We start from the raw sequence: 15,686 nt of genomic DNA, 5'->3' as shown, positions 1-15,686 counted from the left end.
GATATAGCCCGCGCACTCGGTGCGGTCATTCCGCCGAGGGCCGGGACGCGCTCAGTGACGCCCACACGGTCTTGCCGGGGCCGCAGTGGCGGTCGGTGACGCCCCAGTCGTGGGCCAGGGCGGCGACGAGGAGGAGGCCGCGGCCGGACTCGGCGTCGGGCTGTGCGGGTGGGGCGACGACGGGCCGGCGTTCCGTGCGGGTGTCGGACACCTCCAGGCGCAGCCGCCCGCCGTCCGCCTCGGAGGTCAGGCGGACGTGGAAGTCCCGGCCGGGGACGCGGCCGTGGCGTACGGCGTTGGCGCACAGCTCGGCGGTGATCAGGGTCAGCGTCTCGTTGACCTCGCTGTCGTAGGGGTGGCCCCAGGTGTCCAGGCAGTGCGAGATGAAGTGCCGGGCGAGACGGGCGCCGCGCGGGGTCGACGTGAAGGCCATGGCGAACTCGATGGGCGGCGGGGGAGCGGGAGAGAGCAGCCGGTGCCGCCGCGGAGAGGAACTGTGCATGACCTCAGCGTGGTGGTTACGACAGGCGTGTCACCAGCAGCGACGCCTGTACGGGACGACGCTGTACGGGTGAGGCGCGGGCCGGGCCCCGTGCGGGTTGGTGTCGTGTGGTCTCGATTCGTTCACGCGCTGCGGGTGTGACGCACGCCGGGGGCAGCCGGCGGATCGGTGGTGCGGGGTGACGCACGACGGCGTCACCGTCGGCCACCGGTCCGCCGACCGTACGGTGCGGGCCCACTTCTTGGTGTCCTGCCCTACCCGACGGGAGCGCCCCGGCCTTGATCGGAGCTGATGGGACGTCCTGATTTCCTCATAGTGTGCACACCGCGCACTATGTGACGCTAAGTTGCCCATGCGTAGACATCAGCGACGACGAAAGGTCTACTGCCATGGCTCGAATCGACCTTGCCCATTTGGCCCTCGCCGCATCCCAGAACATCGTCACGGCCGACGCGGTCCGTCGTGACCCGGCCGTCGTCAAGGCGGCCAAGCAGTTCGCGCAGGACGGCGCCCAGGCATTGCGCTCCGGTGGTGTGCTGGTCAGTGAGGCCAGAGCCTCCTGGCGTCGCCACAGCCCGTCGGTCAAGGAGTCCGGAACCGGTGAGTGACTTCAGCGCCGAGGCGATGGGTCTCGTGGTCCGTGACCATCGCCAGGCCCAGAACCCCCCGATGACCCAGGAGGAGTTGGCCGAGCGGGCCGAGTACGGGAAGGGCGGCGCGGTCTCGATCTCCCGGATCGAGCGTGGACTTGTCAGCCCGGGGGAGCACCGTCTGGCCGCCATCGCGCTCGCGCTCCGACTGACACCCGAGCAACTCAAGGACGAGGCGGAGGACCGGACCAGGGTGCTCGCTCGTCAGCGGGACCGGCGGCCGGTGAAGTTCCGTGACCAGGTCGCGGAGACGAAGAGACGTCACGCCGAGCTCACCGAGAAGGTGGCCCAGCGGTCGAAGATCGCCCAGGAACACGGGGAATCCTTCAACCGTGTGCACGACGCCGTGCGCGACAAGTTCTTCCTGAGGTTCGTGGAACTGGCCGAGAGTATCAGCGGGGCTCCCGGGCCGGAACAACCCAGTGAGGAGGAGATCGAGGGCACGGGCGACATCCCTACGGCGATCCGTGTCGAGGCCATGTCCGCCGGGATCGCCAACGCGATCCACGGCACCGCCGGTGGCGCCGCTGGAAGTGTGGTGGGGGCGGCAGCAGGTGGCGCCGCGGCCTATGGTGCCTTCACCGCCGCCGCGTTGTTCGGCACCGCGTCCACCGGAACGGCGATCTCCGCGTTGTCCGGGGCCGCCGCGACCAACGCGACGCTGGCCCTCCTGGGAGGAGGCACGCTGGCTGCGGGAGGTGCAGGCATGGCGGGAGGAGTTCTCCTCCTCACAGGCATGGTTGCCGCCCCGGCCGCAGCGCTGGGGGCCGCCGGCTTCTACGTCGTGAAGCAGCGCCGGACCAAAAAGGAGGAGGAACGTCTGCGAACCGAGGTCCAGGCCGCGGAGGCGGCTCTGAATCAGTCACAGCAGGGCTTCGACACCATGGTCGACGTGCTGGAGCGCTCCACGGCCACGATGGAGTACATCGAAGTCCACGGCACCCACGCCCTGGAGAAGTGGAGGGCAAGCCTGCCCCCGGAGCCCCGGGACTGGGCAACCCTCGGTCACGAGAGCCGGCAGCGGTATCAGGAGTTCCTCACCGTGGCCGGGTGCTTCCTCGCCGTGGACATCATCAACGTCCCGGCTCTCCTCACGGCAGAGCCCGAGGCGCTGCGAGACATGGGCAGGGCCATCGACGAGACGCTGCGGTACGCGGACATGACGGTCAAGTCGATCGTCTGACCCCCGAATCCGCTACTGACCAACGGCATGGGGTCCCTGGAGCGGCGATGAAACGCGCGGGTGCGGGTGGGTGTACAGGCGGGGGCTGTACAGGGGAGGCGGCGCGCACCACAGTGCGGGTGGGGGAGGTGAAGTCACGTCGAAGGCGCGCCGGCCTCGTGAGCCGTGAATCCGGGCGGTGTCAGGCGAGCCAGCGCAACCGTCCGTCGCCGGCCATCTGACACGTCAGTCGGATCCCACCGGACGAGGTCACCTGAGCACCGTCCAGGTTGCACTTCCGGTTGGGTTCGTTGCAGCTGCCCTTCTTGTGGCCTGGTACGTCGGCGCAGTTCAGCGTGTCGTGCGCCTCTTGCCCCTCCGGCGAGAGGTTGTCGTAGTTGCTCCCGTCATGTCGGCCCGGCGAGTCGGAATGCGTGCTCTGAGGAGTGGGCTTCGTGCGGACCGAAGGCACCCGCTTCGTCGGCTCCGGCTCGACCACCGGCTCGGCGGGTTGCGTCTCCGCCTGCTCAGAAGGTGATGCGGTGACGGTCTCGGTTGCCGTTGCCGTTGCCGTAGCAGTCACCGTGACTGTGGTCGTCGGAGCCGGACGGGCCGCGGTCTCGGCAGTGGTCTGGGGTGCGCTTCCGCCCGGAGCAAGAGCAAGAGCAATGGCCAGAGCACTTCCTGCGACCACGGCAACCACAGGGATCAGATGCCGGGCGCGGAGGGGAGCGTGAGAAGCGATGGGCAGTCGAGTACGAGAGGACGTGAGGAAAGCTCTCTGGGGCTCGTTGGACTTCTTCTCATGGACAGTACGAACGCGTTCCTTCCCTTCCGAGGGAAGGGGCTGCGCAGCGGTTGCGGCGTTGAGTTCGGGGGATGCGGCGCGGGTGGACTCCCTCTTGCGCGACAACAGCATGGCGAGGGCCGCGTCCAGCTGCGCACGGTGTGCCTGAGCCTCCTGGGCCGCCAGAGCCTCCCGCCGCCCCGGGCCAGGATCCACCCCGGGGAACGGGAACCTGCGACTCCAGTCGCTCTTGTGGCAATTCGCGCAGTTCGAGACGCCTTCGTTCTTGACGCGCATCAGTCGGCCTATGCCGTGTCCGCAAAATGGGCATCTGTGACGAACTGTGTGCATGCCTCCCCCTCGATGACCCACACATGCCTGAAGTGACCCAAATGTAGATCATGAGTGGAGTGGTGCTGCTCCGCGCCCCTGTCGGCCTGGAACCCATTACGGATCTCTTTCCACTCTGCGGGGATGTGCTCGAATACGTCGTGGCCGTCTTCCTCGGCCGCAGCGTCGCCGAGGCCGGTCCCGGACGCCACGCTGTCCGGGACCGGCCCACAGGAGTTGGCCGATGCCGATGCCCGCACCGGCGGCGGCGACAGCGGCCCCTATGGTGCGACCCACCCAGAGGCGGTCACTTCACCGGCACCAATTGCAGGTCGATTCTCCCCTTGCCGTCACCTATGACATCGACGGTCACCTGCAGACGCATCTCGCCCCACGCGGCAAGTCCTCCCGCTTCCAGCAGCATGACGCCCTCCGGCATTTCCACCTCATCACGCACGTGCGAGGGAATCGCGCTGTCGGTCACATGCATCCACAGGCTGAGGACTCCACCCGCCCCGGACAGAGTGTCTGACAGATCTGGCATCTCCGCGATGTGATCGCGCGCAGCCCTGTCGACACGCTCCGGGTCCGCCATGCCGGTGCGCCCCATGTCATAGGACTTGCTGTAGCTGACCACGCCGAAAAGCTCTCCGGCAGACGCGGACTCCGGTAGCTGCACCATGAAAACCCCACGCGAGCCATCCGATCGGTGCGACATCACCGTGAACCCGTCCCGGACCAGCAGGGCACACACGTACTGGCCGAACAAGCCCTCGTCCAGTTCCGCCGCGACAACCTGCCGCGCCCCCAGTGCAAGGTGCCACGGCGAGTCGTCCGGCAGGGTCTTGAACCCGAATCCGGTGATGCGACCGACGGCCTTCGTCCCGGGCGACGGTACCGAGTTGTACTCGGTGATCAGCGACAGCCCTTCGCGGCACCACCGGTCGAGCACGTCCAGATCTACGAGGAACACGTGCTTCTGCAGGGCGATTTGGGCACGAATTGTGCTATCGAGCGGGAGGGTGGTGACCATGAGCCGGTTCGTATACACGGAAAGATCTACCGTCGTGTAGTCCGTCTCCCCAGTGAAACGGAGGCGGGTTGAATCGACTTCGATCTTGAAGCGGGGCATGGGTGCCCCGGGAGCGAGCCACCCCCCGGCCCTGGCAATGACCACATCGTTATGAGTGTGAAGCTTCCTCCACAGGTCTTCGTCGAAGAGTTCGGTGAGCTCTCGCAAGGCCCCCTCCTGTCCGATGGAAGCGCTCAAGCATGTCACCGAGAGTGGCTCGAATTCCTTACCGCTCTTCGATTTGAGGAGTTCGATATCAGGGTGCTGCGCCCAATAGGCGGTCACACCCTGGAAGCCATCGGCCATCATCGTTCGGGAGCGCGAGGGGGTGAATCCGTCACGGATCAGCAGGCAGGCCACCAGTAGGTCCAGCTGTTCCCTGTCCAGGTCTGCCAGGAGCTTGTGCCGCTCGTCGCTCGACAACTCGGGGTCGACGACCGCTGCGATGGTGGCGACCTTGACCGCCACCTCACTCATCACCGCTTCGCCGGCTTCGATACTCCGCTGGATCTTCTTCCGCTTCTTTGCCAGCTTCTTTTGCTTCTTCTTCTCCTTCTTCCGCCTCTCCTCCTCGGCCTGCGCCTCGCGCTCATTCTCGGCTTCCGGGGACTTTGCGCGTTCCAGCAGTTCAGCCGCGTGGCGATTGGCGGGGGTGATCATCCCGTCTGCGGGAGAGTATGTGAAGCAGCCGACATTCAGCCGGTCCGCGGCAACGAGCGCGGCAGCGGTGTACCCGGAATTGGCGAAGAAGAGCATCTCGCCATCGTTCAAGCCGCGCGCCCCGAAAAGTTGCTGTATCAGGTTGGGTGGAATGGCCTTCCCATGGAACTTCACCTGGCCGTATATTCCCGGGCCAGATATGTCCAATCCCCCGTCGGAGCCATCGCGGGTCGGTTCCGCCTGCGGAAAGCCGAGCCACCTGACCCACGCGAGTGCATTGTGTTCCGCAGCCTGCCAGTCGGGCACCGGGCGGGGGGCCGGAGACGCGCCGGGACGCATCCCGCTGTCCGATGCCTCTTCTTCTGCCATGGTGCCGGCCTGGTGGAACATGACCACAACGCCCCTCCGTATGTGAAAATTTGGTAATCGGAGTGTAGTCATCGGGTGTAGTGGTGAATTCGTCAGGGGCCCGTACATGCGGACGCGGGCGCTGCGTGCAACGGCAGGGTGCCATGAGCCGTGTCCGGCAAGGGTGAGGAGCCATGGCGGGGATCGCACGCCTCGATGGGCAGGCGGCGAAGTCGAGGGCGAATCGGCGCCTGAAGACGTGCAATTCCTGTGCGCCCCCGGCGGCACCCCGTTGTGGGTCTCCGACGCCGAACCTGGCAGTGTCCCCGACGTCACCGCTGCCCGTATCCACACTCTCCCCGCGCTGCACAAGGCCGCCGCCTACGGTCTGCCCACCCTCGCGGGCAAGGGTTATGCCGGTGCCGGGATCGAGGTCCACGTCGCAGTGCGGCGCGTCAAAAGTCAGTCCGAGCAGGCCCCGCACATGGACGCACGAATCACAAACGGCCTGATCGGAAGCATCCGCGCACTCGGTGAACACGTCGCCCTCGAACTCCAGCAACACTGGCGCACCTTGCGCCCACCTGAATGAACTGTTCATACCAACTGCCTCGCGAGCATAAGGGGACTCCGCGAGGAACTCGGCATCACCAACGTCACCTCGGCCCCGAGTTCGCGATGCGGACCGACGCGCACTCGGTCGGAGGCAGGCCGGCCCGCCAGGTCGAACGCTACTTCGTGACACTTCATGCGGGAACCGGTGCGACGTTCTCGTGAGCAAGTGAGCGGGGGCGGGTCCTGGCGTGAGGCCGTGTACAGGCGGATGCAGTGCGGGGGAGGGCGGCGCTCGCACCCGGTACGGGGGAAGTGGGGTCAAGTGCCGCGACGGGAACGGTGCGTGTCTTTACAGTGAGCCGTGAGTGACGGTCGGGTGCGGTGCCTGCGACGCGGGCGCGCGCCACTGTGCGGGTGGGTGAGGTGAGGTCACCGGTGACTACGGCTCACGGTGAGGGCGAGGCGGGCATCCTGCGGTGCTTCGGGCAGCAGTTGCGATTGCTGAGAACGAGCCGGGGGCAGACACGGGCGGAGTTGGGTGCGAAGCTCGGTTACGGCGAGGACATGGTCGCGTCGGTGGAGCTGGGGCGGCGCATCCCGAGACCGGAGTTCATCGAGCGGGCGGATGCGGTGCTGGAGGCCGGCGGGCTGTTGATGGTGATGAAGGAGGAGGTGGCGCGGGCACGGTACCCGGCGTTCTTCCGGGATGCGGCGAAGCTGGAGGGGGAGGCGGTTGAGCTGCATGTTTATGCCAACCAGGCCGTGCCGGGCTTGTTGCAGGTCGAGGAGTACGCGAGGGTGGTGTTCGAGATGTGGCGCCCTCTCCTGGACGAGGAGACCGTGAACCAGCGCGTAGCCGCCCGGCTGGCTCGCCAGGAGTTGTTCTCACGCAGGCCGATGCCGACGATCAGCTTCGTAATCGAGGAGAGCACTCTGCGAAGGCCGCTGGGCGGGAGCGCGGTGATGCGGGCGCAACTGGAGCAGGTCCTCTTGTACGGTCAACAGCGCAATGTCGAGATCCAGGTGATGCCGATCGACCGCCGCCAACATGCTGGCATGGGCGGTCCGTTCACCTTGATGGAGACAGACAAAGCGCAGAGGATCGCGTACGTGGAGGTGAACGAGCACAGCCACCTCTACAGTGAGCGACCGGCGGTCCGGGGTTTCGAGGAGCGGTACGGCATCTTGCGTGCTCAGGGCCTGACGCCCTCGGAGTCACTGGCATTCGTGCAGAAGCTGTTGGGAGACCTATGAACACGGAAGACGCTAGCCGCCAGCCCCGCTCGGAACTGCGTTGGTTCACGAGTAGCTACAGCAGCGGTGCGGGTGGCGAGTGCGTTGAGGTTGCCTTGGAGGCGACCGCTGTGCACGTGCGTGACTCGAAGCGGGTCGCTCAATGTGGGCCTGTGCTGAAAGTCGGCCCCGCAGCATGGTCGGCGTTGCTTGAGACGATGTGAGCTTGTTGCCGCGTGAGTTCCGCCCGTCTGATGGCCAGGCGGGCGGAGCTGTAAGGCAGGTCGCGACGGTCGGTGCGTCTCACAAGGAAGCGCCGACCGTCGCTATGAGGAGCGGAACTTACGCCTCACCGCCGCCAGGCGGAGTCCAGCGGCCAGCGGCGATCTCCTCGTCCAAGCGAGCTTGGAAGTGCGCGTGCGCGGCGCGCATCTCGGTCTCACGGTCCGCCTTGTAGAAGGGGGCGGTGTAGCCGGTGGGGGGCAGGGCAGTGGCCGGGTTTTCAAGGTGGGCCATGAGGTCGATGTAGTCCTGCTTCGTCTGCCCATGGCCGTAGGCATAAGGGTCGGCTGCGATTCGACGGCCCGTGGCATCGAAGTACATTGCCGCTTCACGGTCGGCGAGGACGGCGTAGCGGGACTTGTAGATCGCGACTAGCTGATCGTCTGTAATGCCGAGCCAGACTGACACCAGAGCGTCAAGTTCCACCAGGGCTGCTCGGCGCTCATGTTCCGTCCGCAGTGGCGTTTCATACGACCACGTGGGCTTTAGGTGTCCGGCGAGCGGTTTGACGTTTGGCAAAGCCGGGATGGCCCACTCCTCGTAGCCAGGCCAGGTGGGGTCGAACAGTTCCTCCCAGAGCGGTGAGTAGGCGTTGGTCAGAGCGTTGAGGCGAAGAGCGCGGAGGAGTAGAGGAGCGGCGAGGGGGTGGTCGACTGCAGGCGCGGGCATCTTGTGGGCTTCCGCGACTCGAAGATGGGAACGAGCCGTGATGCGGAGAAGGTAGTCCAGCGGGAGCGCCGCCCAAAAGCCCGCATTCAAGACAGTTAGACGGTCGTCAGTGAAAGCCATGGAATTTACGGCGTCAACATGGGCGGGGCCTGGCGGAATTAGGGCGGCGAAGAGGCTACGCTCGGTGTTCTTGGAGTCGATCATGACGCGCCAGGCCAAACGGTATCGTTCCGTATAGCGGTGGTCATCCCAGCGGTCTTGGGCGTTCTCGTATACGTCGCGACTGGCAGCCCGCGCATAGGTGGTCCGGGGGGCGCTGTCTTTGTCCAAATTAGTTAGCTGCCAAGCGCCCCAATCTTTTCCGTTGCGCATGGGGAGATTGGGCTGTTTGGCGAAGGGGTTCGCCACTGAGAAGTGCGAGCCTTGTAGAATTACTTCACTCCAGGTGGCTGCTTCGCCCACTCGATATCGGATGGTGCCATCTTGCTTCGCTGTGGTTTCGTTGTATCCGGCGCTGATGAATGGTCGATGAGCACGCAGCCTGTTTTTCACGCGAGCCAGTGAAACGATGGCATCCTGTTCGTGTGTGGTGATCGAATGCAGCAAAGGTGTTTGTTCGGTCGGTGACTCCTCGTTCGAGGCGAGGAGTTGCCACTGACTCAGTAGGGCCCGTGTGACCCGAATTACTCGTGATTTGTGTGGCCTTACGTCCCAAGTGCCTCCGAACTTCTGGGAAGGGATTGGTCCGGAGCCATCGTGGGCCAAGGAGTCGGGAAGTACTGACGCGGAGTGCAATTGACTCAAAGTGAGAAATTCAATTTCTGACTTTTGCGCTCCGTAGATGTGAAGCCCGAAGGGGACGGTGCGGCCGATCTCAAAAGCCCAGTTCCCTGAATTGATGAAGGTAGCGTGCAATCTCAGATGGTGATATGACTTCACTCGAAGGCGCCCGTCTTTCACGCCCTCGAGATGAGTGTCTGGGTGAATCATTCCGGACGATCCGGAATTGTTTGAGTGGCGCCACACTTGGCACATGAAAGAGCGGTACAGGTTAGGGCGGGACCCAGTAATTAGGGGATATAGTGCAATTGAGCTGAGCAATTCACCGATCCCGGTATTCGTGGCAAGTTCATCCAAGAAGTAAGTACGTTCACGGCGATCTAGGGTTTCCGCTTTCCGGAGCCGCCACTCCTCTGTGCTTGGCTTCTCCGAGAGTTTGAACCATGGTTCCAACTCGGCCAGAACAGCGTCCTCCTGCCAGTCCGGCCTTACCCAAGGCGGATTCCCCACCTGCAAGTCATAACCGCCCCGCGCAAAGACTTGCCCGAACTCCAACTCCCAGTGAAAGAAACCCTGCCGCTCAGCCACATCCTGCGCGGCCGCCGCCCATGGATACCGCGACTCCAACCAATGAGCGCGGTCCATGCCCATCCATTCGGGCAACTCGTCCTCGTACCGTTCCAGTTCGTCCAGCGTGGCGAACTGGGCCACCAGCGAGTCCTCCGGCACGCCCTGCGTACCGAGCAGCGACTCCGCGAAGTCCAGCCAGTCGTCCAGCGAGGCCAGGGCGATCACCGGGCGTCGCTCGCCGCGGATCTGCTCCTTGCGGCGGCCGCCCCGCGCGCTCTTCGACTTGACCTCGACGACCTCAACCTCGCCGAACAGGTCCTTCGTCTCATACGTCTCCCGCGCCGGCGCACCCGACTGGCCCGGAACCGGAACCACAGCCGCAGCCGACGGCACGACCCACTCGCCCGACTGTGAGGCGACCTCCGCCGCCCGCGCGTACGACTCATGCGACCCGTCCAGCAGCGCAGCGCTCTGCACAGGCCAGAACCACAGTGCGCACCACGCGTCCATCAGCGTCTTCAGGCGCCAGTACGGGGTGTCGACCGCCTCCAGGTCGGCCTTGACTTTCTCCCTCGGGACGGCGACCTCGGGCGAGCGCAGCCAGCCGTCTTCCGCGCCCCACACGTCGATCCGCCGCGAGATCTCCCGCTCGGAGATCTCCAGGCGGCGGACGACCAGCTCCCACAGGTACTCCGCCCGCCGCGCCAGGCCCTGCAGGCGCTTGGTCTGCGTGGTGTTGGGGGACTTGGTGATCGCCTTGCGCCAGGCCGCGAGCGCCTTCGCCTCCTCCGGGGCCAGCGTCTTGGCCTCCTTTTCGGCCGCGACCGCGCCCCACTCCTTCGCCGGGAGGAGGAAGTGGTGCACCGCGCCTTCGGGCAGCGGGACGCCCGCCAGTGCCTCCGACAGCGGGAAGCGTTCCGGAGTCGTACCCAGCCAGCCGCCCTTCTTCAGGCGCTCGGCGGAGTACACCTCCCTACGGCCGCCGATCAGCGAGTTGCCGCGCCGCAGGTGCAGGCCGAACCACGGGGCCTCCATCCCCGGGTGCATGGTGTTCAGCCAGAGCGACACCTCCGCCAGCTCCACCGCCGTGTCGTTGAGGTCGACGCCGTAGGAGTTGTGCAGGGCGATATACGCCTTGGCTTTCTGGAGTTCGACCGCGTACTTCTCCGTGTCGATGGCGACGCCCAGCTCGTCCTGGCGGCGCCGCAGGTACTCCGCCGCGACCTGGTTGATCGCCTCGTTGAGGAACGCGCCCGAGCCGAGCGCCGGCTCGCAGATCTTCCAGTCCAGCATCTCCCGCGCCTCGGTGACCGTGTCGTCCTGGTCCAGGCGGTGCTGCAACGCGAGCTGGACCGTCACGCGGGTCAGGGACTCGGGCGTGTAGTACGAGGCCGAGGTCTGGCGGTCACGGCCCGACAGGCGGTACACGAACGCGCCCGGCGCGTATTGCACCCGCCGTTCCTCGCCCGTGTCCTCGTCCTTCTGGCGGACGAACACCTCGTCGGGGTACTCGTCGGCCTTGGTCGCCGGGATCAGCCACGAGCCGTCCTTGGGATCGCCGTTCTTCGCGACCTCGTACAGCTCCTCGCCCGCGACGAAGCCCGAGTAGGACATCAGGCCCTCGTACACCGCGCCGAGTTGGTTGATGCCCAGCTGGGCGTAGGAGATGAAGCCGCCGCGCTCGCGCTTCTTGCCGCGCGTCAGCATCAGCAGGCGCAGCACCCGGTACAGCGTCTCGTTGCGCAGGCGGGTGTCGATGAAGCGTTCCTCGCCCCGGAACTCGTCCTCGCCGTCCGCCTCCGTGTCGACGCGCGGGTCCGGGACGGCGTCCCGCCCGATCAGCCGGATCGCCTCCGGCTCGAACAGCTTGGAGTGGAGGGGCTCGAAGCGCAGGCCCAGGTCTTCCGAGGTCTTGGCGGTCACGGTCTCCGCAGGCTCCGTGTCCACGCCGTGCGTGCGGCGCGGGCGGTAGCCCTGTTGGACCTTGCGGAAGAGAAGGTCCAGCGACTCGTACAGGTAGAAGCCCTTGCGGGACTTCTCGTCGACGAGGTCGCGCTCGGCGATCAGCTCGCCCAGGCGGCCCAGGCCGTAGCCCAGCTGGTACTCGGGGTAGTCCGAAGGCAGGATGCCCAGCTCGGGGCGGGCCTCCGCGTACAGCAGGAACAGGACACGGTACAGGTAGCGCAGCGACTCGCGCGTCAACTGGCGGCCCAACTCGGGGAGTTCCTTGACCTCCTCCGGGCGGACGCCGGCCTCGCGCAGCCGGTCCAGGACCTCGTTGGCGATCAGCTCGACGCTCAGCCGCAGGCCGTCGCGCAGTTCGCTGGAGACGCCCACCGCGTGCTTCGTCGACTTGTCGAGGAGCGCGGCGAGGGGGTTCTCGACACCCTCCTCCGGCGTGCGCAGCGAATCGGCGCCGAACAGGGCGGCTACCGTGTCGAGTTCGCCGCCCACCTTGGTGTCGTTGCGTTCCAGCGCCATGTCCAGCGACACCGCCAGGTAGCGGCCCTCGCCCCACGCGGCCCGGTCGGCAAGGACGACGACGCCGCCGACCAGCAGCAGGATGTAGCGGGGTGCGTCCTCGCAGGCGAACAGGAAAGAGGCGAGCTTGGAGCCCGTGGCGATCGTGTGCTGGCCGTCCAGGCGCAGTTCGTCCAGGAGGCGTCCCGCGCCGTCGGGGTCCAGTGCGTCGTCGGGCTCGGCGGACCAGCCGCAGTCCAGGGCGACGAGGTCCTTCTCCGCGTGCGCGACGGTCACCTCGTTCGACTGGTCGGCGCGGACGACGGTGAGCGTGCCTGGCTTGGCGTCGAAGCCGAGGGCGCGCAGCACCTCCGCGTTGAGGGCGCGGACGCGGTCGCGCCACTCGGGGGCGTCGTACGTCACGGCGTCGTCGCCGGTCGCCGCCCGTTCCTCGTCCATCGTGAAGTACGAGCGGGCCGCGAAATAGGGGCGGCGCAGGGCGCGCAGGCCCGCGCGCGGGGTGATCGGCAGCGCGCCCTCGGGGTGCTCGGTGCCGGCGGCGTCCTCCTCGCGCTGCTTCCACTGGGTGAGCAGGCCGGACTTGAGGTCCTTGGGGAGGACCTCGGCCAGGTAGTGCGCGGAGAAGTAGTCGCCGCGGTTGACCAGGGAGTCGAACGTCATCGTGGTGAACCTCTGGGTGATGAGTCAGGCGGCGTGGGCCGGGGCGAGGACGGCGAGTACGCGCAGCATCGGGCGGCCGGTGGTGAGGAGGGAGTCCGCGAGGGAGGCAAGACGCTCACGGGTGCCGGTGGGCGCGGAGCCGCCGCCCGTCAGCGTCGGCTGCTCCCACGAGCCCAGGCGGGCCTTGTACTCCTCGATGGGGGCCTTCAACGGTTCGTCCCACGCCTCACGGTGCTGCTCCAGGAAGGCCTCCGCGGTGTCCAGGACGCCGGGGATCGCCTCGGTCAGGCGGGTCGTGTCGTGGGCGAGGCCCGGGTTCGCCATCGTCGGACCGACCTTCGCGCGGCGCAGTACCGCAACCATGTCGTCGTCGACCTCGCCGTCCGTGGTGACCGCCATCCACTTGACGACGGTCGGGCGGCCGAGCGCGTTGGAGTAGATGCCCTGGACGAGGTACGTGGGCCGGGACACGTCGGCGGTCAGCACCGGTGCCTCCTGGCGGTCCAGGCGGACCAGGACCTTGTCCGTGAGCCACTCCATGACCGGGTGGAGGTCGGTCAGCAGGGAGATGTCGGGCCAGCTGGAGCTGGCCGAGGCGCGGGCGCGCGTGAGGCTGTGGTCGGCGAGGCGCCGGTTGAAGGTGACCTTCAGGCGGTCGCGCAGGCCCTGCTCGCGGACGTAGTCCGGGGGCAGGGCCTTGAGGCGGTGCACCAGGTCGGAGGGCGGGACGAAGGAGAGCAGGCCGGTCTCCGGGTCGGCGGACAGGTCCAGTCGGTCGTGGGCGTCCGGGTAGACCTCGCGCAGTGCCTCGTCCAGGAACTCGCGGGTGGAGGCGAACAGCCGGGGCACGTGCGCCCTCGGCACCGCCGTGGTGCCGTCGCCGCCACTCGCGTCGGTGGCGGCGTCCTCCTCCGGTTCGTCGTTGACGGCGCCGAAGAAGTCGGCGAGGAAGTCGTCCACGGCCTCGTCGGGGCCAGCTCCTGACGTGCGGTCGGTGTCCAGGGACTCGTCCACGCTGCGGCCGCGCAGCAGGTCCTGGATGAGGGACTTCTCCTCGGCCTCCGCCCGGTAGAGGCCGGAGACCGCCTCCGCCGTGCCCAGCGACTGGTGGGCCTGGGCCTCGCGCTCCAGCAGGCGTTCCGCGACGAGCGTGTCGTCCTTGGCGCCCTCGACGTCGCTGGTCAGGATCAACGCCCGGAACTGCGGCTGGTGGGCCTGCCCGTAGCGGTCGATGCGGCCGTTGCGCTGCTCGATGCGGATGAGCGACCAGGGCACGTCGTAGTGGACGAGCTGGTGGCACTGGCGGTGCAGGTTGACGCCCTCGGAGGCGACATCGCCGGTGAACAGGATGCGTACGGGCGTGTCCGCGAGGCCGAAGTCCTCCACGCACTGCATCTGCTGCTCGTCCGACAGGCCGCCGTGCATGACCCGGGCCGCCTCCTGGGCGGCCTTTCCCTTGAAACCGAGGGCCTGCGGCACGGTCCGCGCCAGCCACTCCAGGGTCTGCACGCGCTCGGAGAAGACCACGACCCGGGTGTCGGACTTCGGCCCGACCCCGATCTCCCGCAGCTGCTCCAGCAGGGCCCCGAACTTGCCCGAATCCGTCTCCGTCATGCCCGAGGCCAGCTCCAGCAGCCGGTGCAGGGCCGCGCGTTCGGCGGCCGTCGCCTCCGGGGCGTTCTTCTTCTCCAGCGTCTTGATGCGCGTGGTGACCGTGGCCTTCAGCGCGGTGTGGGAGGAGAGGAAGGACTTCAGCAGCGTGTAGGGGAACAGGGGGACGTCGCTGACCGACTTGGAGCCGTCGGACGGGAGCCAGACTGCGGCCAGCTCCTCGAAGATCTTCTCCTCGGCGGGGGTGGCCGTCACCCGGATCGAGCGGGAGGGACCGCGGTCCGCCCACTGGCCCTTCATCTGCTCCCGCACCTCGGGGCTGACCTTGGTGCGGCGGATGAACAGGTGCTTGATGTCCTCGGCGCGGTAGTGCTCCGGGTCGCGGATCGCGGCCGGGTCCAGCAGGGAGATCAGCTCGGCGAAGGAACGGGCGTCACCGTTGTGCGGGGTCGCGGAGGCCAGCAGGAGGGCGTCCGTGTGCGGGGCCAGCGTGCGGGCCAGCTGGTTGCGCAGGGAGCCCTTGTTGATGAGGTTGTGCGACTCGTCGATGACGACCGCGTCCCAGTTGATCCGCTCCAGGTGGTGCTTGTACTGGTCGGTGTTCTTCAGCGTGTCGATGGAGACGATGACACGCTTGAAGTACGTGAACGGGTTGCGGCCTGCGGGGATCTCCCGCTGGATCCGCTCGATGCCCACCGAGTCCAGGCGCACGAGCGGGATCGCGAACCGCGTCCACAGCTCGTGCTGGAACTGCTCCAGGACGTGCTGGGGGGTGACGACGAGGATGCGTTCACCGCGGCCGCGGCGGATCAGTTCGGCGAGGGTGAGGCCGATCTCCAGGGTCTTGCCGAGACCGACGACGTCCGCGATGAGCATGCGGGGGCGGAGATTGCGGCCCGACAGGGCGAGTTGGGCGGGACGCTGCTGGTAGGGGAGCGAATCCAGGAGGAAGGAGTCCGCGAGCGCCAGGCCGCGCTCGGCCTGCGGCAGGGGCGTCTTGCGCAGGACCGCCTCCAGGAAGAGGCGCGAGCGGCGGAAGTTCGGCGAGTCGTCCCGCACCAGGCGCGTCCGCCGCGGGTCGAGCAGTTCGATCCGGTCGAGCCCGGTGAAGAACACCGCCTCCTGGTCGCGCACGAAGTCCGATGCGCCGACGGCCTCGATGCGGGCGCCGTCGTGCTCGGTCCGCGTCGCGTTGCGCACCAGCCACACCTCGTCCCGTACGAGGATCTGGGCGCCCGGCGGGAACAGGGCGTCCTCGACGCTCGTCGCGGGAGCGGTGCTCAAGTCGGCGGTCACGCGGGTGCCTCCTGGGCGTTCGTGTTCATGGGGTGGAT

At 67.1% G+C, this 15,686-nt stretch carries 10 protein-coding genes; 5 read left to right on the top strand and 5 right to left on the bottom strand.

Translation table 11 applies throughout. From position 1 onward, the window contains the following. Positions 1 to 25: 25 nt before the first annotated feature. A complete protein-coding gene (locus ACWC91_RS21390) occupies positions 26 to 502 on the bottom strand; it encodes an ATP-binding protein (RefSeq protein ID WP_450639893.1) in 477 nt (158 codons plus the stop codon). Between the two features lie 389 nt (positions 503 to 891). Here ACWC91_RS21390 and ACWC91_RS21385 point away from each other — a divergent pair, with 389 nt between their 5' ends. Continuing rightward, a complete protein-coding gene (locus ACWC91_RS21385) occupies positions 892 to 1,110 on the top strand; it encodes a hypothetical protein (protein ID WP_450639892.1) in 219 nt (72 codons plus the stop codon). Then, on the top strand, positions 1,103 to 2,335 hold the full coding sequence (locus ACWC91_RS21380; protein WP_450639891.1) for a helix-turn-helix domain-containing protein: 1,233 nt from the start codon (positions 1,103 to 1,105) through the stop codon (positions 2,333 to 2,335). The genes ACWC91_RS21385 and ACWC91_RS21380 overlap by 8 nt, the downstream gene beginning before the upstream one ends. Positions 2,336 to 2,516: 181 nt before the next feature. On the opposite strand, the gene ACWC91_RS21375 is transcribed toward ACWC91_RS21380, so the two are convergent. Then, positions 2,517 to 3,398, bottom strand: coding sequence for a hypothetical protein (locus ACWC91_RS21375; protein WP_450639889.1), 882 nt, complete (start codon positions 3,396 to 3,398; stop codon positions 2,517 to 2,519). 340 nt (positions 3,399 to 3,738) lie between these two features. Then, on the bottom strand, positions 3,739 to 5,553 hold the full coding sequence (locus tag ACWC91_RS21370) for a hypothetical protein (RefSeq protein ID WP_450639887.1): 1,815 nt from the start codon (positions 5,551 to 5,553) through the stop codon (positions 3,739 to 3,741). Positions 5,554 to 5,770: 217 nt separating this feature from the next. Here ACWC91_RS21370 and ACWC91_RS21365 point away from each other — a divergent pair, with 217 nt between their 5' ends. The 3 genes from ACWC91_RS21365 (at position 5,771) to ACWC91_RS21355 (ending at position 7,523) form a co-directional block, all read left to right on the top strand. Beyond that, a complete protein-coding gene (locus ACWC91_RS21365; protein ID WP_450639886.1) occupies positions 5,771 to 6,103 on the top strand; it encodes a transposase family protein in 333 nt (110 codons plus the stop codon). A gap of 398 nt (positions 6,104 to 6,501) precedes the next feature. Further along, a complete protein-coding gene (locus ACWC91_RS21360; protein ID WP_450639885.1) occupies positions 6,502 to 7,320 on the top strand; it encodes a helix-turn-helix domain-containing protein in 819 nt (272 codons plus the stop codon). Then, a complete protein-coding gene (locus ACWC91_RS21355) occupies positions 7,317 to 7,523 on the top strand; it encodes a DUF397 domain-containing protein (protein ID WP_450639883.1) in 207 nt (68 codons plus the stop codon). Before ACWC91_RS21360 ends, ACWC91_RS21355 begins: the two co-directional genes overlap by 4 nt. Before the next feature lie 118 nt (positions 7,524 to 7,641). Here ACWC91_RS21355 and ACWC91_RS21350 read toward each other — a convergent pair whose 3' ends face one another. Both ACWC91_RS21350 and ACWC91_RS21345 read right to left on the bottom strand, forming a co-directional pair. Beyond that, positions 7,642 to 12,741: a class I SAM-dependent DNA methyltransferase gene (locus tag ACWC91_RS21350; protein ID WP_450639882.1), complete on the bottom strand. Its 5,100-nt coding sequence runs from the start codon at positions 12,739 to 12,741 to the stop codon at positions 7,642 to 7,644. A 24-nt stretch (positions 12,742 to 12,765) separates the two neighbouring features. After that, positions 12,766 to 15,648: an SNF2-related protein gene (locus tag ACWC91_RS21345; RefSeq protein WP_450639881.1), complete on the bottom strand. Its 2,883-nt coding sequence runs from the start codon at positions 15,646 to 15,648 to the stop codon at positions 12,766 to 12,768. Positions 15,649 to 15,686: the final 38 nt, after the last annotated feature.

It is taken from the genome of Streptomyces sp. NPDC001204, assembly GCF_053598035.1.
This window is presented reverse-complemented; position numbering and strand designations above follow the sequence as displayed.

Bases quoted from the DNA above. Each gene is read 5' to 3' on its own strand.
- ACWC91_RS21390 (WP_450639893.1), bottom strand. From the start codon at position 502: ATGCACAGTTCCTCTCCGCGGCGGCACCGGCTGCTCTCTCCCGCTCCC.
- ACWC91_RS21385 (WP_450639892.1), top strand. From the start codon at position 892: ATGGCTCGAATCGACCTTGCCCATTTGGCCCTCGCCGCATCCCAGAAC.
- ACWC91_RS21375 (WP_450639889.1), bottom strand. From the start codon at position 3,398: ATGCGCGTCAAGAACGAAGGCGTCTCGAACTGCGCGAATTGCCACAAG.
- ACWC91_RS21370 (WP_450639887.1), bottom strand. From the start codon at position 5,553: ATGTTCCACCAGGCCGGCACCATGGCAGAAGAAGAGGCATCGGACAGC.
- ACWC91_RS21355 (WP_450639883.1), top strand. From the start codon at position 7,317: ATGAACACGGAAGACGCTAGCCGCCAGCCCCGCTCGGAACTGCGTTGG.
- ACWC91_RS21350 (WP_450639882.1), bottom strand. From the start codon at position 12,741: ATGACGTTCGACTCCCTGGTCAACCGCGGCGACTACTTCTCCGCGCAC.